Source organism: uncultured Propionibacterium sp. (assembly GCF_963539965.1).
Classification (GTDB): Bacteria; Actinomycetota; Actinomycetes; order Propionibacteriales; family Propionibacteriaceae; genus Propionibacterium.
The window spans coordinates 1-23,445 of sequence record NZ_CAUTOU010000015.1 but is presented as its reverse complement, the minus strand read 5'-3'; the positions used below and the strand labels follow the sequence as shown (position 1 = coordinate 23,445).

The following is a 23,445-nucleotide window of genomic DNA, read 5'->3' as shown; positions in this document are numbered from 1 at the left end:
GGCCCCTCGGGAGGAGGGGAGGGCCCACCGGGCGCGGGCCCTCCCCCTTCGGTTCCGGCCTGCCCGGTCGTCACTCGGCGGCCGGTCCGGGCTCCTTCGGCGGTTTGGCCGTCGTCCGGAGGATGACGTCGCCCGGGCCCACGTCGCCGTCGGCGGCCTTGGCGATCTCGGCGAACTTGCGGACGTTCGTCACGAGCACCGGGGTGACCAGCGAGTAGCCGGCCTGCCTGATGACCTCCGGGTCGAAGACGACCAGCGGGTCGCCGGCCTTGACGCGGTCGCCCTTGGCGACCTTCACGTCGAAGCCCTCGCCCTCCAGGTTCACGGTGTCGATGCCGACGTGGATGAGCAGCTCGATGCCGTTGTCGAGCTTGATGCCGAAGGCGTGGCCGGTGGCCTGCGCGACGACGATCCTGCCCTCGCCGGGTGAGACGACGGTGGTGCTCGTCGGCTCGATGCCCACGCCCTTGCCGACCGTGCCGGCGGAGAACACCGGGTCCGGCACCTCCTCGAGGGGCATGACGCGCCCGGCCAGCGGCGAGACGACCTGCGTCACGGCGTTGGGCTCCAGGGCGGTCCTGGCCGGGGCGGGCCCGGCCGGGGCCGCGGGAGCCCCCTCGGCCGCGGCCGCCGGGGCGGCCTCGTCCCCGGCCCGCTGCGCCGCGACCTCGGCCCGCTGCTCGGGCGTGCGGTAGTCGGTGGCGAAGACCGCGATGAACGAGGCGGCGAATGCGGCCAGCACCGAGATGGCGTACAGCGGGATGTTGCTGAAGGCCGGGATGGTCAGCAGGGAGGTGAAGACGAAGGCGTGGGTGACGACACCGCCGCCGATGCCCTGGATGAGGCCGCCGATGACGCAGCCGATGAGCATGCGCGGGTAGATGCGCCGGAAGCGCAGGTGGATGCCGTACAGGCTCGGCTCGGAGATGCCGCCCAGCAGTCCGGCCACGACCGCGCCGGTGGCGGTCTGGCGCATCTCGACGTCCCTGTCGCGGATCGAGATGACGAGCACGGCGGCCGAGGCGCCGAAGCAGGCGAAGTTCCAGGCGCCCATCGGGCCCTGGATGTAGTCGTAGCCGATCGTGCTGATGTTGAGCAGCATGACGGCGTTGATCGGCCAGTGCAGGCCCAGCGGCACCATGAACGGGTACAGCAGCGGGATCAGGATGCAGAAGATGAACGGCGACAGGTCGTTGATGGTCTTCAGCGCCGTCGAGAGACCGGCGCCGGCGTAGACGCCGATCGGGCCGAGGACGAACGCGGTGAGCGGGATCATGATGAGCATGCACAGGAAGGGCACGAAGATCAGCTGCAGGTTGTCCGGGATGAGTCTCTTGAACAGCCTGTAGAGCGGACCGAGCACCCCGGCCATGAGCAGCGGCGGGAAGACCTGCTGACCGTAGTCGAAGACCGTCAGCGGCAGCCCGTAGGCCTGGACGATATGGATGTCCTGGCCCAGTACGTGCGAGACGTGGCTGCTGGTCAGCAGCGAGTCGCCGGCCTGCGAGTAGAAGCCGGGCAGTAGCAGGACGGCCATGATCGCGAAACCGACCCACGGGTCGGCGCCGACCTTCTTGGACGCGTTGTAGGCCACCATGAGCGGCAGGAAGTAGAAGACGCAGCGCCAGCACAGGTTGACGAACGCCCATCCCGGGGACAGGGTGACCTCGCCGCTGGACCAGTTGCCGATGACGCCGAGCGTGCTCATCAGGGCCATGAAGGTGATGAACAGCGAGGCGCCCAGCAGCACGCCGATGATCGGGCGGAAGGAGTCGGACAGGAACTCGAAGAAGGAGTCCACCCAGGCGAACCTGCCGCGGATGCCGCCCTGGCGGGCGGCGGCCTTGACCTCGGCGTCGGTGGGCTTCCCATCGCCGCCGCCGGAGCCGGCGTCGGCCATCTGGGGCAGGGCCATGATGTCGTTGTAGACGTTGGCCACGGCCCCGCCGATGACGACCTGGTAGCGGTCGCCGGCCTGCGGCACGGCGCCCATCACCACCGGGATCCTCTCGATGGTGTCCTTGTCGACACCGGAGCCGTCGCGCAACTGGAAGCGCAGTCGCGTTGCGCAGTGGGTGAGGCTCACGACATTGTCGGGGCCTCCGACCGCGTCGATGATCGCCGCGGCGTCGCTCGTCTTCTGAGCCATAGCTGCTCCTTGCTGACACCGGCGGCTCCTGCGCCGCCGGTTGGAGGGATGAACTCTGAGGGCTGGGGGTGACCTCAGGCCCCCTCCAGCCTAAGGGCAGATGGGACGGGCGGTGGGGACGTCCACGATGCGCGTCGTTCTCCTCGGCCGGGCCCGGCAGAGCCCACAGCCCGGGGCCGGAGCGCGCATCGCGGGGGAGCACGGGTGCGCGCCATGGAGGGGCGCCGCCGCATCCCCCGGCAGACCCGTTCCCGGACAGGTGCGCCCGGGCCCCTGGACCGGGGCGGCGGCCGTCGCCCCGCCCTATCGGGGGCGAACCGCCGAACCCGTGCATTCCCCGGTCGGCCAGTGGACGAAATGCTCCCCATCGGCCCCGCGCATGCCGTAGACATGAGGCATGACCGACATCACCTTGCACGGCGAAACCGTCCACACCCGCGGCGGGCTCCCGGCCGTCGGCGCCGAGGCCCCCGAGATCGATCTCGTCGGCGCCGATCTGGGCCCCGTCACCCTCGAGGGCCTCAGGGGGCGCCGCGTGGTCCTCAACATCTTCCCGAGCCTCGACACCGGCGTGTGCGCGATGAGCGTCCGCAGGTTCAACGAGCTCGCGGCAGGCCTGGAGAACACCACCGTCGTATGCGTCTCGAAGGATCTTCCCTTCGCCGCCGGGCGCTTCTGCGCCGCCGAGGGCATCGAGAACGTCGTCACCGGTTCCGCCTTCCGCTCGCACGCGATGAGCAGGGCCTACGGCCTGCGCATGACCGACGGCCCGCTCAAGGGCCTGCTGGCCCGCGCTGTCGTCGTCATCGACGAGACCGGCCGGATCGTCCACACCCAGCTCGTCCCCGAGATCGAGTCCGAGCCCGACTACGACGCAGCGATCGCCGCGCTCGCCTGAGCGGGGTGCGGGACCGCGCCGCCCGGTCGCCCGCGATCCGTTGCCCCGTGCCGGAGCCCTCGCCGGGCGCGGCTGCTCCGCCCCGCCGCCGATGATCCGGCGGGGCCCCGGCCGCGGTCCGTCCTGAGGCCCCCCGCGTCCCCGGCGGTTCCCGGAGCGGCCTTTCAGGCCAGGGCGGCGTCGGTCGCCGCGCCCAGCACGGCGCCTATCGAGTCGTGGACGACCAGGTCGGCGCGGGAGTCGGCCGGGGTGGCTGATCTGTTGATCAGGACGAGCGGGGAGCCGCGGAAGTAGTCGAGCAGGCCGGCCGCCGGGTAGACGTTGAGGGAGGTGCCGCCGACGATGAGCACGTCGGCGCGGCTGATCGCCTCCATCGCGGCGCTCATGACGGCCATGTCGAGGCCCTCCTCGTACAGGACGACCTCGGGTTTGATGATGCCCCGGCAGTCGGTGCAGCGCGGGATGCCCGTCGAGGCGACGATCGTCTCCACCGGGTACCGCGCCCCGCAGTCGACGCAGCGATTGCGCAGCACCGAGCCGTGCACCTCGTGGACGGTCTTCGAGCCGGCCAGCTGGTGCAGGCCGTCGATGTTCTGGGTGACGACGGCCGCGAGCCCGCCCGCCTCCTCGAGTCTGGCAAGCGCCCGGTGGGCCGCGTTCGGCCGCGCGTCGGGGTGGAGCATGTTCGCACGGTAGAACGCGTAGAAGTCCTCCGGTCGGTCGCGCCAGCAGCCGTGGGAGAGCATGTACTCCGGCGGGTACTGGCCGCCGGCGCGGGTCGTGTACAGGCCGGTGGCCGAACGGAAGTCGGGGATGCCGCTCTCCGTGGAGACGCCCGCCCCGCCGAAGAAGACGGCCCGCCGGGCCCCGGCCAGGATGCTGCTCAACTCGTCAACGCTCATGGTCCCACAGTAGGCCTGCCGGGCCCGGCCGGATCGCCCCGGTGGCACGCATCGCCGGTGTGCAGGCCGGGTGACTGGCCTGCACACCGGCGATGACGGTCGCTGCGGCGCCTCGCCTCAGTCGGCGCCGGACTCCATGGCGGCGTTGTCGAGCGGGGTGGCCTCGGCTTCGCCGGCGTGCAGCGGGTTGTCGGCGATCTCGGACGACTTGCCGGCCTCGAGCCGGCCGACGAGCTTCGCGGTCTCGCCGCCGGTGAGCTGGCCCTGGGCGGCGTACTGCTCGAGGCGGGCCCGCGAGTCGGAGATGTCGAGATTGCGCATGGTCAGCTGGCCGATGCGGTCGAGCGGGCCGAAGGCGGCGTCCTCGACGCGCTCCATGGACAGGCGCTCCGGATGGTAGCTGAAGGCCGGCCCCTCGGTCCGCAGGATCGAGTAGTCGTCGCCGCGGCGCAGGCGCAGCGTGACCTCGCCGGTGACGACGGAGGCGACCCAGCGCTGAATCGACTCGCGGATCATGAGCGACTGCGGGTCCAGCCAGCGCCCCTCGTACATGAGGCGGCCCAGGCGCAGGCCCTCGGTGCGGTAGTTGGTGATGGTGTCCTCGTTGTGGATGGCGTTGATCAGCCGCTCGTAGGCGATGAACAGCAGTGCCATGCCGGGGGCCTCGTAGATGCCGCGGCTCTTGGCCTCGATGATGCGGTTCTCGATCTGGTCGCTCATGCCCAGGCCGTGACGGCCGCCGATCTCGTTGGCCCTGAGGACCAGGTCGACGGCGGAGCCGAACTTCTCTCCGTCGATCGCGACCGGACGGCCCCGGTCGAACTCGACGGTGACGACCTCGGGGTCGATGGCGACCGACGGATCCCAGAACCTGACGCCCATGATGGGCTCGACGGTCTCGATCGAGACGTCGAGGTGCTCCAGGGTCTTGGCCTCGTGCGTGGCCCCCCAGATGTTGGCATCGGTGGAGTAGGCCTTCTCCCTGGAGTCCCGGTAGGGCAGGTCGTGCGCGGTGAGCCAGGCGCTCATCTCGTCGCGTCCGCCGAGCTCGGCGACGAAGTCCTCGTCGAGCCAGGGCTTGTAGATGCGCAGCGCCGGGTTGGCCATGAGGCCGTAGCGGTAGAAGCGCTCGATGTCATTGCCCTTGTAGGTCGAGCCGTCGCCCCAGATGGAGACGCCGTCCTCCGCCATGGCGCGCACGAGCAGGGTGCCGGTGACGGCGCGGCCGATCGGCGTGGTGTTGAAGTAGAACCTGCCGGCGCTCGAGACGTGGAAGGCGCCGCAGGCCAGGGCCGACAGGCCCTCCTCGACGAGCGAGGAGCGGCAGTCGACGAGTCGGCTGATCTCGGCGCCGTACTGGCCGGCGCGGCCCGGCACCGAGGCGATGTCGGGCTCGTCGTACTGGCCGATGTCAGCGGTGTAGGTGCACGGGACGGCGCCCCTCTCGCGCATCCAGGCGACGGCGCAGCTGGTGTCGAGGCCACCGCTGAACGCGATGCCGATTCGCTCGCCCACGGGAAGGGACGTCAGTACCTTGCTCACGAGAACCAAGAATAACCCGAATTATTATGCGATGTCGAACCCATTCTTGGGCGTGATTGAAGCGAGACTTATTCCCGTGTGAGAATAACTATGCAAGACGATGCGCCGCACAGCTCTCGGTGCAGGCGACGGCGACCGCCCCCGCGGCGGACGGCGCGCCGGCTCAGCCGCTGTACCCGGCGACCAGGACGATCTTGCCGGTGTTCTCGCCGGACTCGAGCAGCTCGTGGGCCCTGGCGGCGTCCTCGAGCGGTACGCGCGTCTGGTTGCCGGGCTCGATGGTGCCGTCGGCCAGCAGCGGCCAGACGACCTCCTCCACGCGGCGGCAGATGGCGGCCTTCTGGTCGGCGGGGCGTCCGCGCAGGCTCGTCGCCGTGATCGTGCCGCGCTTGTTGAGCAGGACGGCCAGGTTCAGGGTCCCCTTGACGCCCTTCTGCAGGCCGATCGTCACCATGCGGCCCTCGGTGGCCAGGCAGCGCACATTGGCCTCGAGGTACTTGGCGCCGATGATGTCGAGGATGACGTCGACGCCGCGGTCGGCCGTGGCGACCATGACGGCCGGTTCCCAGTCGGAGGCGTAGTCGATGACCTCGTCGGCGCCGAGCCCCTTGCAGTAGGACGCCTTCTTCCGCGAGGCGGTGGTCACGACGCGCGCGCCGATCGCCTTGGCGTACTGGATGGCGAAGCTGCCGATGCCGCCCGCGCCGCCGTGGATGAGGACGGTCTCTCCGGCGCTCAGGCGCACGCGGTCGAAATTGGAGACGACGGTGGCGGCCACCTCGACCAGGCCGGCGGCCTTGATCGGGTCGATCCCGGGCGGGACCGCCAACAGGTGCTCGGCCGGGGCGACGAAGTACTCGGCGTACGCGCCGCCGGCGAGGAGGGCCAGTACCTGATCGCCGGCCGCGTGGCCGCTGACGCCCCCGCCGAGCTTCTCGATGACGCCGAGCCCCTCCAGGCCCATGACGTCGGTGACGCCGGCGGGCGGCGGGTAGTGGCCCTGGCGCTGCAGGATGTCGCCGCGGTTGACGCCGACCGCCTGCGTGCGGACCAGTACCTCGCCGGGGCCGGGCTCGGGGGTGGGCACCGGCGCCCACCTGATCTGGTCGGTTCCGCCTGGCTCGGCAACGGTGATCGCGTGCATGCCCCCAGCTTGCCAGAGATGTCCATCGGCTACCATGAGTGCGCGCTGTCGGACACCGGTCCGCCGGCCATGGCGAGGTCGCACAGTGGACTAGTGCAGCCGCCTTGAAAGCGGCCGAGCGGAAGCTCCGTGGGTTCGAATCCCACCCTCGCCGCGTCGTTCATGGTGTGCTCCGGGCCTCCGGGCCGGCCCTGCGGGCCGCGAGGGAGGCTCCGGTGGATCGAGTGCAGTATTTCGCTGGGGCTTGTTCTACGATTCGGATATGCCCGGAAGCAGACCAGCCGACGTTGAGAGCGGTGGCTCATGGGCTTCCAGCGATGGTACGGCCAAGTCGATGCGCTCCAACAAACGCAGGGACACCGGTCCGGAACTGGCTGTGAGAAGGATCCTGTTCGCGAACGGGCTCCGTTACCGGGTCGACTTCGCGCCGTGGGTGAACAAGAGACGCCGGGCCGACATCGTCTTCATAGGCCCTCGTCTGGCGGTCTTCATCGATGGTTGCTTCTGGCATGGCTGCCCGGAGCACGCAACGGTCCCGGTTGCTCATGCCGACTACTGGGCGCCGAAGCTGGAGAAGAACAGGGAGCGGGACAGAGACACTGACCGAATGGCTGCGGGGGAGGGCTGGAAGGTGCTCCGGATCTGGGAGCACGTCCCCCCCGAAGAGGCTGCCGCTCGGATCATGAAGGCCCTTCGGATCTGACTGGCCTTGTGGCAGAATTCCCGCCCGGGATTTCAGGTTGAGCTGTACTCAAGTCGTAGAAGGTGTCAACTTGAGTTCCTTTGAAGATTTTCTCGGTCTATTATGATCGTTTTAAGATTCGCTGCAATGGCTTCTTTGCGGGATTCGAGCTGTCTCCTGCCGTAGGTGGTGAGGCCCGCGGTGTGCATGACAATGTTCCGAAGATATCTGATTGATTCCAGTTGAGACTTCAGTGGGGTGTTGTTGCCCTGGGGTTTGGTCCCTCGATCGACCACCTTCAGGAGATCCGCTAGACCGAGGTACCACAATCTGTTCTCCGAAGAGCGGCATTTTTCCCTCAACCCTGAACCGGAGAAATTCTCGGTCGCTCGACTCTTATTCTTATCCGCCTCTTTTTCCTCCGTCTTGCTGAGCTTCATCGAGTATTGCGTGGCTATCTGCCGCATCAAATTCTCCAGAATATATATGTGACTGTAGTCGTCGAGTGATTCAATCAAATCCCCTTCCGCTTTTTCGAGTAATTCATCAAAAGCCTTTCTGGACTTCTTGGACTTCGCTGTGCCAGTTTCGGGGAACAGCTCCTTGGTCTGCTCCTTCGTCAATCGAAGGGCGGCTCGTTTCTTCTTGGTGCGCTTCGGATTGTCGTCATCCCCGTCCTGCCTGTCCTCGATCCGCAAATCATCCCATTCAGCATAGATTTGATTGACCACTCGGCTGAGCTCATTCAACAATTCATTGAATCGAGGATCGTCCTCCTTGATCGATTCGCGATTCGAAGTGAAGGGGTCATTGGTTCCGGAGTCCAATACATCCATATGGATCTGACCGTAGATGTACTGCGCAGGAACTCGTGCACTCGGCCGATGTGAGAGAATGTCCCGCTCACGGAGTCTTCCGTTCACGAACAGGTCCACGCCGACCTTCTCCTTGGCCCCGAATACTATCAGGTCGCGAGGTTTCGCCACAGTGGCCAGGAATCCGCGTGCCTCGGATATTTTTAATGGTGTTCCTTCGCGGGAGGGGCGCACCAATTCCAAGAATGGATCCTTGAAAGAATCCCCTATTCTCCAAAGATACTGTGTCGATTCGGCCAACTCCTTGGCGTCGGATACGGTGATTTCAGCATCGTTGAGAAAGATGCTGAAAGAGTCGTCTACCAGTGAAAACCTGTAGAACAGGGCAAGGGCCTTGCGAAGAAATTCATCTGTGGAGTTCGACATTCTGACCTTTTTGAAGAGAATCGCTGTCCCATGGTCTTGGGCGTCCAAACGGTGAAGATCCTGCTCAGTCGGGTCGGGGAGTGTCACTTCCTGGCTGCTCCTGTCCTCGTCGATCGCCTCATCGATGACATTGTTGTCGATGGTGCACCCGAATGAGGCTCCATTTCCTGTCCTCGACACGATCGTGACCGAATCTGCGCAGGAGAGCAGCGCGAGTTTCCCGATTCCTTTTGCTCCGATATAGGGTCGACCGCGGGGCGTCTTGGTGGAACCGTCTTTCCGCTTCGAGTATCCGATCTTAAGAAACTTGTTCTGGATGTCATCACGAGTCATTCCGGTGCCATCGTCGCGGATGATCATCATTCGGTTCTCATGGTCTATGTTGATCCAGACGTTTTCAGCATCGGCGTCCCAGGCGTTCGATATGGCTTCGCCGAGGACGGTGATGAAGTTTCTATAAAGTTGCCGCCCCAAGTGGTTGAGCACAGTGAGCGAGAACTCGAATTTGAACGGATCGGATGGCTGCGGTGCGACTGCGGAGATGGACATCAGGAGTTCGCCTCAATCATGGTTGGAAGCATCTTCAATAATTCTTTTCCCTACGAGAAAACCGAGAACTGGGGGGACGGCATTTCCGATCATTTTCCCCAAGGTTGTGAAGTGGGCGGGATTGTTCGGTGGGATGAACGAGTAGTCACGGGGGAATCCTTGGAGAATGGCGGCCTCTCGTGGGGTGATTGTCCGTGATTGGTAGGGGTGACCGAATCGTCCGGATCCGTAATTGAAAAATTCAGTTGTTATTGTCGGGGCGGGCTCCCCGGGATTCATCACTCCGTAAAAAGAGCCGAAAGACTTCCCCGAGGAGCGAGTGTGACATGGCGCTCTCAATTCTTCCGGCCAGTCCTCCCAAGTCCCACCTGGTTTTGATGCGCGGATGCGCGCAACGTTAATCGGGGACAATTTTCGTGCGCGGTGAAGAGGGTCATCAGGGTCGACCTCACCTGCTTGCAGAGGGGGAAGGCCGGCCAGGGCCTGGACCACAGTGGTTTCATCTTCTCGGGAAACCCATTTCTTGGGCAGAGCGATAGGCCCTTTTCTGGATGCGATGAGAACCAGACGCCGACGGCGCTGGGGCAACCCGTACTGCTCTGCTTTCAAAACATCGTAATCGATGTAATAGCCTTTTGAAGACAGGTCTTTCAAGAAATGGTGAAACACTTCTTGCTTCCTGAGGGGTGCTACGTTTTCCATCGTTAAGTATTCGGGGCGTATTTCTTGTGCTAGTCGACCGAACTCAAGCAAGAGGTTCCATGCTGAGTGTTTCTTGGAATCGGCGCCTCGGCGCTGCGAGGAGAAGGGCTGACATGGCGCACAGCCGGCGAGAAGGCGTGCGGAGCCCTTCGACCACATGCTTTGGATGTCGTGGGCGCTGATGTCCCGGACGGACATTTCGTAGAAGGTCGCCCCCAAGTTGGTTTCGAAGGGGTAGCGGCATTGAGGATTGACATCGATGCCTGCGCGGATCTCGATGCCCGCCTGCATGAGGCCATAGGACAATCCACCAGCTCCGCAGAACAGATCCACTGCTTCGACTCGGGAAGGGTGCATTGCTCTTACCCGTTATCCGTGTCTTGCTGGAGAATTTGACGATGTCTCCTGTTGTTCATGGGATCCGCATCGCGCATGTGGGGGTCAGCTCACCGGGTTGTACGCGCAGGCGTCCGAGACGTCCTCGGCGGTGGCGCTCGTGGTCGCGCTGGAGGCCGAGGTCTCCTCGCCGTAGCCGGGGGACCCGTCGCGGGCCGGGGCGCTGCTGCTCGTCCCGGCCCCGCCCGTCGCGGCGGCCGATGCGCCGGCCGAGGGGGCCGTGCCGCCGTTCTCGCTCAGGGAGATGGCGTCGGCCACGGCCGCACGGATCGCGTCGTAGTCGGGGTCTCCGGGGTCGACCTCGAGGGCGCCCGAGGCGCCCGCCCCGGACAGGTCCTGCGAGATGAGCAGGCGGCTGACCGTGCCGTCCTTGACGGTCAGGGCCAGATTGGCCAGGTTGTCGAGCAGGTCCTGCGGGATGTCGGTGCTCATCATGTTCTCGCTGGCGGCGGCGATCGCCTCGTAGCGGGTGAGCAGCGTCTGCGGGTTGACCTGCTTGATGATGGCGTTCACCAGGCAGCTCTGCCGGCGCATCCGGCCGTAGTCGTAGTCGGGGTCGTTGCAGCGGCTGCGGGCGTACCACATGGCGTCGGTGCCGTTCAGCAACTGATCGGGGCCGACGTTCAGATAGCCGTCGACGCCGCACTCCTCGTCGCCGTAGCCGTCCACGTGCCCGCCCCTGGCGATCGGGAAGTTGATGTTCACTGTGACGCCGCCCATGGCGTCGATGAGTGTCTGGATGCCGTCGATGTTGACCATCATGAAGTAGTCGACCTCGAGGCCGGTGATGCCCTGGACGGCCAGTTTCGTGGCGTCGGCGCCCGGGTAGTCGGTGTCGGTGAAGAGCTCGGGGTGCTCCTTGGGCACCTCCTCCCAGATGGCGTTGAGCAGATAGGAGTCCTCGCTGTCCGAGGAGCCGTCCCAGACGCGGCCCTTGGGGTAGGCCTTCGCCAGGGCGCTGCCCTCCGGGAAGGGCACGTTCTCGAGGTTGCGCGGCAGCTGGACGATCACGGTGTCGCCGGTGGCGGTGTCGATCGAGGCCAGCATGAGCGTGTCGGTGCGGATCCCCAGCTCGTCGTCGCGGTTCTCGCCCGAGTCGGCGCCGATGAGCAGGATGTTGAGACGGTTCATGCCGGCCCACGGGTTGTCGCCGCTGACGTTCGGTCGGGTCTGCGAGCGCGAGCCCGAGCCGAAGATGTTGCCGAGCACGATGCTCGTCTGCAGTGCGTAGGCCGAGGCGACGGCCGTCGGCGTGGCCACCGCGAGGGACATGAGGAAGACGACGGCGGCGCCGACCAGGCGCTGGGCGCGGGACATGCGGCGCGGCCGCGAGACCAGGTAGGTGCCGGTGATGATGACGACCCACAGCAGCGCGCTGACGAGCAGTATCGCGGCGATGACCAGCAGGCGGTCGGAGTTCGCGACGATCGACACCAGCGTTCTGCGGTGCGTGAAGGCGATGATGGCCACTGCGCCGCCGGCGATGATGCTCAGCGCGAAGAGCAGCAGCCCGACGAGGGTGCGGCGGGTGCCGATGAGACCCAGCCCCGGGATGATCGAGCCGAGGGTGGTGCGGATCAGCGTCTTGCCGAAGCCGGCCGAACGGTCGTACAGCGGGTTGCCGGCGCCGTGGGCCGCGCGCCCGCCCTCGCGAAGGCCGACCTCCTCGACGTCGAAGAGCTCGTCGCTGCGGTGGGTCTTCTCGGTCGGGTCGTCGGGGCGCGCGTACCGGGGGACGTAGGCGTCGTCGTCCGCCGCCCGGCGGGGGCGTCCGCCGCGCGAGTTGTCATCGTTGTCGTGGTCTGCCATGACACCTTCTTGGTCGTGCTGGCCGGCGGGGAGGAACCGGTTCGGTCGTGCCCTGGGCGGGGCTGATCGGGTGGGCATCCCCCGATTCTCTGATCTCTGACCATCCATGATGCCTTGCGCATCTGTGGACGAGGCGCGCCGCGCCGCAGCGCGTCCGGGCACGGGCCTGGCGGTGCCGGTCTGCTCCGTGCGGGCTCGCGGCTCCGACCCCGGGAGCGCGTGTGCGACGGATCCGGGCGCCCGGGTACGGGACCGTGACCGGGGGTGGAGGGGACCGGCGCGCGGGCCAGTCGGGCGCTTTGCCCGGTGGGCCCGCAGCGGATATGGTTGGAGGCCGCTGGAGGTGTCGCCTAGTCCGGTCTATGGCGCCCGCCTGCTAAGCGGGTTTGGGACTCACATCCCATCGCGGGTTCGAATCCCGCCACCTCCGCCAGCCCTGGAGCGGCCCGCCGTGCCCCGGCGGGCCGCTCCAGGGCTGGCGTCTTCAGCATCATGCCCGGTCCGGCCGGGGCCCGACTGGAGATTCCGGGCCGGGAGGGGTATTGTTCTTATCCGCCGTCAGGCAGGCACCCATAGCTTAATGGATAGAGCATCTGACTACGGATCAGAAGGTTGGGGGTTCGACTCCCTCTGGGTGCGCCATCCAGGGCCCCGCTCCGCGCGGGGTCCTTTCCGTGCCCGGGGCCTGCTCGGATCGCGCGCCGTCCCCGGCGCGCCCGCTCAACCGGTGGTGGCGACCTCCGCGTCCTGCTCCCGCTCGTGGCGGCGGGCCAGCGCGTGGCGTCTGCCGTAGCCGAGGTAGATCACCAGGCCGATGGCCATCCACACCAGGAAGCGCATCCAGGTGGCGAGCGACAGGTTCATCATCATGTACAGGCAGGCCAGCACGGAGGCGATCGGCAGTACCGGCGAGAACGGCACCCTGAAGGGGCGCTCCAGATCGGGGCGCGTGCGGCGCAGGATCGGGACGGCCGCGCTGACCACTACGAAGGCGAACAGCGTGCCGATCGAGACCATGTCGGCCAGGGCCCGCAGCGGGACGAAGCCGGCCAGGGCGGCGACCAGGGCGGTCGTAAGGGCGATGACACGGTAGGGCGTGCCCCACCTCGGGTGCACCCTGGCCACCGACATCGGCAGCAGACCGTCACGGCCCATGGCGAAGGCGATGCGTCCCATGCCGACGATGTCGACCAGGATCACCGAGGTCAGACCGCAGATGGCGGCGACGGCGATGAGCGCGCCGGCCCAGCCCAGGCCAACCGACTTGAAGGCCTCGGCGACCGGGGCGCCCTCGTCGATGTCGGCGTACTTGACCATGCCGGTGACGACGAGGCAGACCGCCACGTACAGGCCGGTGCAGATGCCCAGCGTGCCGAGCACGCCGCGCACCAGGTCGCGCTGCGGGTCCCTCGTCTCCTCGCCCATGTTGGCGACGACCTCGAAGCCCGAGTAGGCGAAGAAGACGACGGCGGCCGCGGTGAGGATGCCGGCCAGTCCGAAGGTGGACGGCGAGACGCCGGTGACGGCCTGCACCAGGCTCGTCTCCCAGCCGGTCCGGCCGTCCTCGGTGGTGGCCGCCGGGGCCGGGATGAACGGGCTGTAGTTGGCCGCCCTGATGAAGAACAGGCCCACCGCGATGATGAAGACGCAGATGGTCACCTTTATGACGACGAGGGTGTTCGTCACGCGTGCCGACTCCTTGGCGCCGATCATCGCGATGAGGCCGAGCAGTACCGCGATGAAGACGCCGCCCAGGTTGATCCTCGATGTCTCGCCGAAGAAGGCGTCCGGCAGGCCGAACAGCGACTTGAGGTAGCCGGACCAGCCGCGCGAGACGACGCCGGCGCCGAGCGCGAACTCGAGTACGAGGTCCCAGCCGATGATCCAGGCGAAGATCTCGCCGAGCGTCGCATAGGCGTAGGTGTAGGCCGAGCCCGCGGTCGGGACGGCCGAGGCCATCTCGCAGTAGCACAGCGCCGCCAGCAGGGCGATGAACCCGGCCAGCGCGTACGAGATGGTGACGGCCGGGCTGGCGTGGTTGCGGGCCTCGATGCCGGTCAGGGTGAAGATACCGGTCCCGATGACCATGCCGATGCCCAGGCCGAGCAGGTCGCGCACGGTCAGTTGGCGCTTGAGGACCCCGGGGGAGACGGCATCGGCGGCAGCATCTGCGGACTGCTGGGCGAGGATGTCCTCGATCGGCTTCAGGCGAAGCGCTCCGTGTCTGCTCACGAGAGCACGTTAGTACCTCGACGTGAAGGTATTTGCAGGTGCCCGTGAACGCTGTGGGCGAAACAGCGGTCCGTCCGGGCGCGCCGTGCAGCCGCGGGGACGCGCGTGGACGTGCAGACGCACTGGAGTCCCGCCTCCGTCCCGCTCACCAGTCGTGCATGCCGCCGTCACGCAGACGGTTCACCGGCAGCGACCTGGGCGCGTACGGGTGCTCGGCCGCGGCCTCCTCGTCGAAGTCGACGCCCAGGCCGGGGGCGTCGTCCAGCGTGATGACGCCGTTCTCGAGGCTGTAATGGGGCGTGAAGACCCTCCAGGTGTCCTCGGGGTAGCCTGTACTCCTGCATGCCGAAGTTGGGGATCGTCCAGTCGAGCGCGAAATTCGCTCCCTGGCCGATCGGGGAGATGTCGGAGGCGCCCTGCATGCCCGAGCGGACGTCGTAGACGTCGGCCAGCGCGAGGATCTGGCGCAGGTGCGTCAGGCCGCCGCCATGGGTGACCGGGATGCGGATGTAGTCGATCAGCCGGTTGCTGATCGCGTGGTGGCAGTCGTGCACGCTGTTCCAGACCTCGCCGACGGCGATCGGGCAGCTGGTGAGACCGCGAACGGTGGCGAAGGCCTGCTGGTCCTCCTCGGGCACGGGGTCCTCGAGCCAGAACATCCGGTAGGGCTCGAGCCGGCGGCCCAGCCAGCCGGCCTGGCTCGGGGCGAGGCGGTGGTGGCCGTCGTGCAGCAGCTCGAAGCCGTAGCCGAGCTCGTCCCGGACGGCCCTGACGAGCTCCGGCAGGAAGTCCAGATAGGCGCCGGTGTGCCACTCCTCGACCTCCGGCAGGGCGCTGCCGGCGGGTTCGTACTCCTCGTCGCCCCTGGCGACGCCGTAGGCGCGGTGTCCACGCCGGGCACCTGCGCCTGGACGCGGACGGCCCGGTACCCCTCGGCGAGCCTGGCCCCGGCGTCCTCCACGGCCGCTTCGACGGTGTGGCCGGTGCAGTGCCGGTAGACGGTGATGCAGTCGCGTGCCCGGCCGCCGAGCAGACGGTGGACCGGTACGCCCAGGGCCTTGGCGTTGAGGTCCCACAGGGCTTGGTCGATGGCGGAGATCGCCGACATGGTGACCGGGCCGCGGCGCCAGTAGGCCCCCTTGTAGCAGTACTGCCAGATGTCGTTGATGCGGCTGGCGTCGAAACCGATCAGGGCCGGGGCCAGGTGGTCGGTGAGATAGGAGGCGACGGCCAGTTCGCGGCCGTTCAGCGTGCCGTCGCCGTAGCCGACGGCGCCGTCGTCGGTGGTGATCCGCACGGTGCAGAAGGCGAGCCCCGGCGAGCACAGCAGGACGTTGATGGCCTGGATCCTCATGTTTCTCCTTGAGAAATGGACTGTTCGCTCAACGCAAAACCTAGTGCTCGTCGTTCCCGGGCGTAGGCTGGTGAAGGAACTGCCGGGCTGCTCGGGCCGGCCGAACTCGTCGGCCGGGCGGGTCGGACCCGCGTCGCGGGACGTACGCGGGACACACTGGAGGGGACGAGAGGAGCGCCGCATGCCCGAGCCGGACGACGGGATCGTGCCGGCGGGCTCGCCCGGGGCCGGCGGGGTCCCCGCGACGATGCGGGCCGTCGTCCTCGACGGGCCCGGGCCCGCCACTAACCTTCGGGTGCGCGAGCTCCCGGTGCCCGTGCCGGCTCCCGGCTGGGTGCGCATCCGCGTGCGGGCCTTCGGGCTCAATCACTCCGAGCTCATGACGCGGCTGGGCATGTCGGGCGACGCGGTCGCCTTCCCGCGGGTGCTCGGCATCGAGGCGGTCGGCGAGGTCGACCTGGACACGACCGGCGCCCTGTCCCCCGGCACCAGGGTCGCCGCGATGATGGGCGGCATGGGCCGCGAGTACGACGGCGGCTATGCGCAGTACACGTGCGTCCCGGCCGGCCAGGTCAGCGCCTTCGACTCGGACCTGGACTGGGGCACGATCGGCGCCGTCCCCGAAATGCTCCAGACCGCGTACGGCTCGCTCACCACCGGCTGCGACGGGCGTCCCGGTCAGAGCCTGCTCGTGCGCGGCGGGACGACCTCGGTCGGCATGGCGCTGGCGGTCCTGGCGAAGCAGCGGGGCATGACGGTGCTGGCCACCACGCGGCGCCCGGCCGGCGCCGACCGGCTGGCCGCGGTGGGCGTCGACCACGTGGTGATCGACGACGGGGACGTCGCCGGGCGGGTGCGCCGTCTCGTGCCCGGTGGCGTCGACTGCGCCGTCGAACTCATCGGCGCCACGACCCTGCGCGACACCGTGCGGGCGCTGCGCCGCGGCGGTCCCGGTCGCCCCGGGGGCGTGTGCTGCTTCACCGGCATGGTCTCGCACGAGTGGTCGGTGCCCGACTTCTACCCGATCGACTTCCTGCCCAACGGGGTGCGGCTCACCGCGTACTCCGGCGAGGCCGCCGACCTGCCCGCCGAGGTGCTGCAGCGCTTCCTGGACGACGCCGCAGCGGGCCGGGTGGGCGTGCCGGTCGGCCGCGTCATGAGCCTGGACGAGGTGCCCGAGGCCCACCAGATGCTCGAGGACGGGACCGGCGGCGGCAAGATCGTGATCATCACCGGGTGAGCCGTTGCCGTCCGCTGGCCGGCCGGTGGAGTGGGCGGTGGCCTAGGGGCGTGCGCTCCGGTGCGCACGCCCCTAGGCTTGGCCCATGACTGAGCGCAAGAGTGTCCTGATCACCGGTGCGACCCGCGGCATCGGCCGTGCGATCGCCGAGGAGCTGGCCCCCGACTGGCACGTCATCGTCGGCGGGCGCCGTCCCGACGCGGTGAACGCCCTGGTCGAGTCCCTGCCCAGCGCCGAGCCCTTCGTCGCCGACGTGCTCGACGGCGACGCCCTCACCGGGGCCGCCTCGCGCGTCACCGGGCTCGACGCCCTCGTCCCGTGCGCCGGCCAGACCACGCTGGGGCGCATCGCCGATCTCACTGCCGAGCAGTGGCGCGCCGAGTTCGAGATCAACGTCATCGCTCCGGCCCTGCTGACCCGCCTCCTCCTGCCGGCCCTGCGCTCCCGGGCCGGCCAGGTCGTCTTCATCAACTCCGGCGGCGGCTTCCACACCCGCGGCAACGACGCCTGCTATTCGGCGTCCAAGCGCGCGCTCATCGCCGTCGCCGACGGCCTGCGCGCCGAGGAGGCCGGCGCCGTGCGCGTCACCTCGATCCACCCCGGCAAGGTCGACACCGACATGCAGGTGGCCATGCAGGCAGAGCTGGGCAACCCCTACGAGCCCGAGCGCTATCTGGCCCCGCACGACGTCGCTCGCACCGTCAGGCTCGCCCTGACGATGGACCCCGGCGCCAGCATCGACATGCTCTCGGTCAGGCCCACCCGGTGACGCGGATCCGGGCCCACCGCGGGGCCAGCAGGGCGCGCCCGAGAACACGCCCCGGGCCGTCCATGAACGGCGCTCACAGCGCCGGGGCGCGCATGTCACGGGGCCCGGCGCTCACGACGCCGCTTCCGGGCCCGGCGCCGGTCCGCGCGCGCCGGGCCACCTCGGCGGCGCACGCGGCCAGCAGGGGCTCCTGCGACGGGGTCCTCCCCGTCATGAGGCGCACCTGCTCGATGCCCTGGAAGACGAGCAGATCGACGCCGTCCACGCTCACCCGCCCGCTCGAGACCGCCGCCTCGGAGAGGGCCGAGGGGTAGCGGAGGTAGACGATGTCGAAGACGGCCGGGGCCGCCCGGACGATCCGTTCGGCCTCCTCGCCGCTGAAGTCGACCGGGACGGACGACAGCAGCAGATCGGCCCGGTCGGCGCCCAGCCCGGCCAGCTCCTCCCAGTCGGTGAGGCTCAACCCGATGCCGTAGTGGGAGGCCACCTCGTCGAGGCTGGCATGGGCGCGCCCGGCGCTGCGGGCGACGACCTCGACGTGCTCGACGCCGATGCGCGACAGGGCGGCCAGGGCGCTGCGGGCGGTGGCGCCGGCGCCCAGCAGGACCGCACTGCCGGCGCTCGTCAGGCCGCGGTGGGCGAGCGCATCGACCATGCCCGGGACGTCCGTGTTGTAGCACCTGTTGGGCTCGCCGAAGATGATCGTGTTCGCGGCGTTCAGGGCGGTGACGAGCGGTTCGGGCTCGCCGTGGGCGATGATCCCGGACTTGAACGGCATCGTCACCGACAGGCCCGCCCAGCTCCCGTCCAGGCCGGCCAGGAACTCGTCCAGGTGCCCGGGGGCGACATCGATCGCCTCGTACTGCCAGCCGTGCAGGCCGAGCTGCTCGTAGGCGGCGGTGTGCAGGGCCGGCGACAGGGAGTGCAGGGCCGGGTGGCCGATCACGGCGCAGCGGTGCTGGATGGACGTTGGCTCGGTCATGATCTCCTCCGGTGTCCGGATTCAGGCAGCCTAGCCGGTGAGCGGCCCGGGCGTCATCCTCGAAGGGCCGGCGGATCACCGGGCCCGGGCCGGGTGCTCGCCGATCCCGCCGCGCAGCCGGGCCCCGGGGTCCGGCGGGGCCCACGAGACGTCGGCCGGACCCGTGCCGTGGTCGGGGCGGACCTCGGATCCGGTCCGGGGGCCGGCCGTCCTGTTAGGTTGGGGCCATGACCAAGCACCTGTGTTTCGTCGTCGGGCGCCTCGACGGCGTGCTGACCTCGCTCGTCGTCGACGACGGGTCGGGCCTCGTGCAGCGCGTGGGGCGCACCGCCACGGGCCCGCGCCCCATGCCCGTCGTGGTCGACGCCGCCCGCCGGCTGCTGCACGTCGGCAACGGGGGGGACCCGCACAGCATCGCCGCCCTGTCCTGGGCCCCCGACGGATCGACGCGTCTGATCGCCACCGTCGAGTGCCCGATCGCCCAGACCTACATGAGCGTCGTCGGTGATCTGCTCATGGCCGTCAGCTACGCGCAGTGCCGGCTGGCCTGCGCGCGCATCGGCTCCGATGGCCTCGTCGACGCCTCCAGCTGGCGGGTGAGCGGCACCGGACGCCAGCCGCACTGCATCGTGGCGGACCCGGACGGCCGTCACGTCTACATGAGCCTGCTCGGGGAGGACTCCGTGGTCGGCTTCCGCGTCGCCGACGGGGAGCTGGTGCCCGACGGGTCGCTCGCCGCCGGCTTCGGGCGCGAGGCCGGTCCGCGCCACATCCGCTTCTCGCCCGACGGCTCCTCGCTCTACGTCATCGAGGAGCTCGGCGGGCGCGTCGTCCATTTCCGGCGCGACCCCGTCAGCGGGGCGCTCGCGCCGAGCGGCAGCACCATGAGCTGCGTCGCGCCCGATGCCGGGCTGCGCCACGGCGTCTACGTGCCGCCGGGGCGCGAACCCACCGCCGACGAGACCGATCACCGCATCTGGGCCTCCGACCTGGTCATCGGCCCCGACGGGACCTGGGCGGTCGCCTCCGAGCGCCGCGCCTCGACGCTGACGATGACCGCCCTGGACCCCGACGGCGGTTTCGGCGTCCGGTTCGCCCAGCTGGGTACCCAGCCTCAGCCGCGCGGCATGGGCCTGATCGGGCCGCACCTGGTCATCGTCGGCAGCGAGCTCGGCCGGACGGCCAGCATCTACCGGGCCGATGCGCGGGGCCTGCGCGAGGCGGCCGTCGTCGACGACCTGGGCGGCCCCATCTGGATGGAGTCCGTGCCGCTCCCGTCCGGAGACGGCGGCCGCAGCGGCGGGAGCCGCATGCCGCACGGCTGATCGCCCGCGGACCCGTTCTCGGCCGGGGCACCGGCGTGATCGCGCGGGTCGTCCGCCGCGGGCCGATTCCCCCGCGGCGGACGAGACGGCGACCGGATCATTCGGCGGCCGGGGCCGACCGGTTGGTCATTCGGCGGCCAGGGCCGCCGAGGGCGCCACCCTCACCGCCCGTGAGGCCGGGGCCAGCGAGGCCAGCCAGCCGGCCAGCAGGGCGACCACCGCGATGAGCCCCAGACGCAGCCACGGCAGGCTGACGACCATGGAGATGCTGGGCGAGGCGAGCAGCGACTTCGCCCCGACGGTGCCGAAGACCACGCCGAGCACGAGGCCGACGACGGTCGCCACGGCGGCCAGCGTCACCGACTCCCAGCCGACCATCGAGCGCACCTGGGATCTCGTCATGCCCAGCGCCCGCAGCAGGCCGAGCTCCTGGGCGCGCTCCAGCACCGACAGGCTCAGCGTGTTGCCCACGCCGACCACCGCGATGAGCACGGCCATCGCGAGCAGGGCCATGGCCACCAGGAGCACGATGTCGATCAGCTGCTGGTACTGGGCGCGCTGTGCGGCGCCGCTGTTGATCGAGGCGTTCTTCAGGGCGTCGATCCTGCCGATCTGGCTCGTCACCCTCTGGGCGTCCGCCTTGTCGGCGTAGCGCACCCACACGACGGTCGTGGCGTCCGGGGCCAGCCGGGCCATCGTCGCCGGGGTGACGATCAGGGAGCCCGGGTACGAGGAATCGACGTCGGCGGTCAGCTCGACGCTGCGGCCGTCGTGGCTCACCGTGACCCTCTGGCCGTCGGTGAAGTCGGTGCTGCTGGTGAGGAACTTGTCGTCGGCCGCCCCCTCGTAGCGCTGGGGGGCCCGCGAGACCTGGGCGGCCGCCTGCGAGACGCCCACGACGGTCACGTCCTTGGGGGCGCCCTGGGCGTCGGCCTGCGCCTGGACGGTGGTGACGCGCTCGGCGCCGGTCACATCCTGCGTGTCGCGCACCTGGGTCAGCACGCTGTCGCTGACATCGCCGGAGGCGTCGATCACGGCGTCCTGCGGGAACTGGTTGCCGAGTTCGCGGTCGATCGTGGCCTGCGAGCAGGCGGCGCCCACCGTGAGCGTGCCGATCAGGGCGACGCCGATGAGCAGGGCGTTCGCCGTGGCGGCCGCCCGGCCCGGGTTGCGGCGCGAGTTCGCCACGGCCAGGTCGCCGGGGACGCTGGCGCGCCTGAGCGGGGAGCCGAGGAGCCTGGCCAGGGCCGGGATGAGGCCCCGCCCGAGGACGATGACGCCCAGGAAGGCCAGGCCCGCGCCCGTCATCGCGGTGAGCAGGGTGGCCGTCATGCGCGCCGTGTCGCCGCTCGTGCCGGCCGCGCCCGCAGCGCCGCCGGCCGCGCCCGCGGTGACGCAGGGCTCCTTGATCGACCAGACCCTGGAGCGTCCGCTGCGTCCGGGCGAGGTGTCGCTCGACGAGCTGGAGCGCGCCTTCCGCGAGACTGCGATCGAGACGCCGCCCGCGCATGAGAAGGCGCCGGAGCCCAAAGCGGCCGCGCCCGCGCCGAAGTCCGAGCCGGCCAAGGTCGAGGCAAAGGCGGAGCCCAAAGCCGAAGCCCCCAAAAAGGCGGCGCGCGCCAAGGCCAATGCCGATGGCGAGGTGCATGAGAACGACAAGGTCGCCAACCAGTCGATCCGCGTCAATGTCGACACGCTCGAACATCTGATGACGATGGTCTCGGAGCTGGTGCTGACGCGCAATCAGTTGCTCGAGATCGCCCGCCGCAACGAGGACACCGAGTTCAAGGTGCCGCTGCAGCGGTTGTCCAATGTCACCGCCGAACTGCAGGAGGGCGTCATGAAGACGCGCATGCAGCCAATCGGCAATGCCTGGCAGAAGCTGCCGCGCATCGTCCGCGACCTCGCGACCGAACTCGGCAAGCAGATCGAGCTCGAGATGCACGGCGCCGACACCGAGCTCGACCGCCAGGTGCTCGACCTGATCAAGGACCCGCTCACCCACATGGTGCGCAACTCCGCCGATCATGGCCTGGAGACGCCGGCCGAGCGCGCCGCGAGCGGCAAGGCCGAGCAGGGCACGATCCGTCTCTCCACCTATCATGAAGGCGGCCACATCATCATCTGCATCGCCGACAATGGCCGCGGTCTCAACACCGAGCGCATCAAGGCCAAGGCGGTCGCGAACGGTCTCGTCACCGAGGCCGAGCTCGAGAAGATGACGGAAGCGCAGATCCACAAATTCATCTTCGAGCCGGGCTTCTCGACGGCCGCCGCCGTCACCTCGGTCTCGGGCCGCGGCGTCGGCATGGATGTGGTGCGCACCAATATCGACCAGATCGGCGGCACCATCGATATCAAGTCGGTGGCCGGCGAGGGGTCCTCCGTCACCATCAAGATCCCGCTGACACTCGCCATCGTCTCGGCGCTGATCGTGGAAGCCGGCGGCGACCGCTTCGCGATCCCGCAATTGTCGGTGGTCGAGCTGGTGCGCGCGCGCGCCAATTCCGAGCATCGCATCGAGCGCATCAAGGACACCGCCGTCCTGCGCCTGCGCAACAAGCTCTTGCCGCTGATGCATCTGAAGAAGCTCCTGAAGATCGACGACGGCTCGTCGACCGATCCGGAGAACGGTTTCATCGTGGTGACGCAGGTCGGCAACCAGACCTTCGGCATCGTGGTGGACTGCGTGTTCCATACCGAGGAAATCGTGGTCAAGCCGATGTCGACCAAGCTGCGGCACATCGACATGTTCTCGGGCAACACCATCCTGGGCGACGGCGCGGTCATCATGATCATCGACCCGAACGGCATCGCCAAGGCGCTCGGCGCCGCCGGCTCGGCCTCGCAGGCGGTCGCCGACGAGCATGCGGCGCATCATGCTGTTGGCGGCGAGCAGCTCACCTCGCTCCTGGTGTTCCGCGCCGGCACGGCGCAGCCCAAGGCGGTGCCGCTGGCGCTCGTCACGCGGCTGGAGGAGATCGCGGCCGACAAGATCGAGATCTCCAATGGCCGCTACATGGTGCAGTACCGCGATCAGCTGATGCCGCTGGTGCAGATGGAAGGCGTCTCGGTGCAGACCACGGGCTCGCAGCCGATCCTGGTGTTCGCCGACGAGACTCGCGCGATGGGCCTCGTCGTCGACGAGATCATCGACATCGTGGAAGAGCGACTCCACATCCAGGTCTCCGGCGCCAAGGACGGCATCCTCGGCTCAGCCGTGATCAAGGGCCAGGCGACCGAAGTCATCGACGTCGGCCACTTCCTGCCGATGGCCTTCGCCGACTGGTTCATCCGCAAGGAGATGGCGACCGAGGCGCAGACGCAGTCGGTGCTGCTGGTCGATGACTCGCCGTTCTTCCGCAACATGCTGGCGCCGGTCCTGAAGTCGGCCGGCTACAAGGTGCGCACGGCGGCTTCCGCCATCGAAGGCCTCGCGACGCTGCGCTCGGGGCATACGTTCGACATCGTCGTCACCGACATCGAGATGCCGGAGATGAACGGCTTCGAATTCGCCGAGGCGATCCGC

17 protein-coding genes, 3 tRNA genes and 1 pseudogene are annotated in these 23,445 nt (G+C 68.7%); 9 read left to right on the top strand and 12 right to left on the bottom strand.

The window, feature by feature from the left end; genetic code table 11:
• Positions 1-70: 70 nt before the first annotated feature.
• Complete coding sequence (locus R2N01_RS04495; RefSeq protein WP_316668874.1) at positions 71-2,149, bottom strand: glucose PTS transporter subunit IIA; 2,079 nt, start codon at positions 2,147-2,149, stop codon at positions 71-73.
• A 397-nt stretch (positions 2,150-2,546) separates the two neighbouring features.
• Between R2N01_RS04495 and tpx the strand changes: the two genes are divergently transcribed.
• The gene (tpx, locus tag R2N01_RS04490) at positions 2,547-3,047 is read left to right on the top strand and encodes a thiol peroxidase (protein WP_316668872.1); all 501 of its coding nucleotides are present in this window, start codon (positions 2,547-2,549) and stop codon (positions 3,045-3,047) included.
• Positions 3,048-3,211: 164 nt separating this feature from the next.
• On the opposite strand, the gene R2N01_RS04485 is transcribed toward tpx, so the two are convergent.
• From R2N01_RS04485 to R2N01_RS04475, 3 genes are all read right to left on the bottom strand, one after another.
• Entirely contained in the window at positions 3,212-3,949 is a 738-nt protein-coding gene (locus R2N01_RS04485; protein WP_316668870.1) for an NAD-dependent protein deacylase, read from the bottom strand.
• Between the two features lie 117 nt (positions 3,950-4,066).
• Positions 4,067-5,500, bottom strand: coding sequence for an argininosuccinate synthase (gene argG / locus R2N01_RS04480; protein WP_316668868.1), 1,434 nt, complete (start codon positions 5,498-5,500; stop codon positions 4,067-4,069).
• Positions 5,501-5,654: 154 nt separating this feature from the next.
• A complete protein-coding gene (locus R2N01_RS04475; RefSeq protein WP_316668866.1) occupies positions 5,655-6,635 on the bottom strand; it encodes an NAD(P)H-quinone oxidoreductase in 981 nt (326 codons plus the stop codon).
• Between the two features lie 71 nt (positions 6,636-6,706).
• Here R2N01_RS04475 and R2N01_RS04470 point away from each other — a divergent pair.
• Positions 6,707-6,789, top strand: a tRNA-Ser gene (locus tag R2N01_RS04470).
• A gap of 90 nt (positions 6,790-6,879) precedes the next feature.
• A complete protein-coding gene (locus R2N01_RS04465; protein WP_316668864.1) occupies positions 6,880-7,338 on the top strand; it encodes a very short patch repair endonuclease in 459 nt (152 codons plus the stop codon).
• Between the two features lie 65 nt (positions 7,339-7,403).
• Here the strand turns inward: R2N01_RS04465 and R2N01_RS04460 are convergent, their stop codons facing one another.
• The 3 genes from R2N01_RS04460 to R2N01_RS04450 all read right to left on the bottom strand — a co-directional run bounded on the left by R2N01_RS04460 (position 7,404) and on the right by R2N01_RS04450 (position 12,014).
• Positions 7,404-9,107 (bottom strand): ATP-binding protein, encoded by a 1,704-nt coding sequence (locus tag R2N01_RS04460; protein WP_316668863.1) that lies wholly within the window; start codon positions 9,105-9,107, stop codon positions 7,404-7,406.
• Positions 9,108-9,119: 12 nt separating this feature from the next.
• The gene (locus R2N01_RS04455; RefSeq protein WP_316668861.1) at positions 9,120-10,142 is read right to left on the bottom strand and encodes a DNA cytosine methyltransferase; all 1,023 of its coding nucleotides are present in this window, start codon (positions 10,140-10,142) and stop codon (positions 9,120-9,122) included.
• Positions 10,143-10,250: 108 nt separating this feature from the next.
• The gene (locus tag R2N01_RS04450; protein ID WP_316668858.1) at positions 10,251-12,014 is read right to left on the bottom strand and encodes an LCP family protein; all 1,764 of its coding nucleotides are present in this window, start codon (positions 12,012-12,014) and stop codon (positions 10,251-10,253) included.
• A 339-nt stretch (positions 12,015-12,353) separates the two neighbouring features.
• Between R2N01_RS04450 and R2N01_RS04445 the strand changes: the two genes are divergently transcribed.
• Together R2N01_RS04445 and R2N01_RS04440 are read left to right on the top strand one after the other, a co-directional pair.
• A tRNA-Ser gene (locus R2N01_RS04445) sits at positions 12,354-12,447 on the top strand.
• Between the two features lie 133 nt (positions 12,448-12,580).
• Positions 12,581-12,656 (top strand) — tRNA-Arg (locus tag R2N01_RS04440).
• A gap of 78 nt (positions 12,657-12,734) precedes the next feature.
• Here the strand turns inward: R2N01_RS04440 and R2N01_RS04435 are convergent.
• The 3 genes and pseudogenes from R2N01_RS04435 to R2N01_RS11405 form a co-directional block, all read right to left on the bottom strand.
• Complete coding sequence (locus R2N01_RS04435) at positions 12,735-14,246, bottom strand: amino acid permease (protein ID WP_316668856.1); 1,512 nt, start codon at positions 14,244-14,246, stop codon at positions 12,735-12,737.
• 167 nt (positions 14,247-14,413) lie between these two features.
• The gene (locus tag R2N01_RS04430) at positions 14,414-15,322 is read right to left on the bottom strand and encodes an enolase C-terminal domain-like protein (protein WP_316668855.1); all 909 of its coding nucleotides are present in this window, start codon (positions 15,320-15,322) and stop codon (positions 14,414-14,416) included.
• A gap of 8 nt (positions 15,323-15,330) precedes the next feature.
• Positions 15,331-15,600, bottom strand: a pseudogene (locus R2N01_RS11405) (bifunctional D-altronate/D-mannonate dehydratase); the annotation flags it as partial.
• A gap of 181 nt (positions 15,601-15,781) precedes the next feature.
• Between R2N01_RS11405 and R2N01_RS04425 the strand changes: the two are divergent.
• Together R2N01_RS04425 and R2N01_RS04420 are read left to right on the top strand one after the other, a co-directional pair.
• Positions 15,782-16,840 carry a zinc-binding dehydrogenase gene (locus R2N01_RS04425; RefSeq protein ID WP_316668852.1) on the top strand — a complete coding sequence of 353 codons (1,059 nt, stop codon included), beginning with the start codon at positions 15,782-15,784 and terminating at the stop codon, positions 16,838-16,840.
• Positions 16,841-16,925: 85 nt separating this feature from the next.
• Positions 16,926-17,609, top strand: coding sequence for an SDR family oxidoreductase (locus R2N01_RS04420; protein WP_316668850.1), 684 nt, complete (start codon positions 16,926-16,928; stop codon positions 17,607-17,609).
• Between the two features lie 73 nt (positions 17,610-17,682).
• On the opposite strand, the gene R2N01_RS04415 is transcribed toward R2N01_RS04420, so the two are convergent.
• On the bottom strand, positions 17,683-18,591 hold the full coding sequence (locus R2N01_RS04415) for a shikimate dehydrogenase (RefSeq protein WP_316668848.1): 909 nt from the start codon (positions 18,589-18,591) through the stop codon (positions 17,683-17,685).
• Positions 18,592-18,818: 227 nt separating this feature from the next.
• Between R2N01_RS04415 and R2N01_RS04410 the strand changes: the two genes are divergently transcribed.
• Positions 18,819-19,916, top strand: a complete 1,098-nt coding sequence (locus tag R2N01_RS04410) for a beta-propeller fold lactonase family protein (RefSeq protein ID WP_316668846.1) — start codon at positions 18,819-18,821, stop codon at positions 19,914-19,916.
• 126 nt (positions 19,917-20,042) lie between these two features.
• On the opposite strand, the gene R2N01_RS04405 is transcribed toward R2N01_RS04410, so the two are convergent.
• Positions 20,043-21,248: an ABC transporter permease gene (locus tag R2N01_RS04405; protein WP_316668844.1), complete on the bottom strand. Its 1,206-nt coding sequence runs from the start codon at positions 21,246-21,248 to the stop codon at positions 20,043-20,045.
• Here R2N01_RS04405 and R2N01_RS04400 point away from each other — a divergent pair.
• A partial coding sequence (locus tag R2N01_RS04400) for a hybrid sensor histidine kinase/response regulator (protein WP_316668842.1) occupies positions 21,247-23,445 on the top strand: 2,199 nt, incomplete at its 3' end. The genes R2N01_RS04405 and R2N01_RS04400 overlap by 2 nt on opposite strands.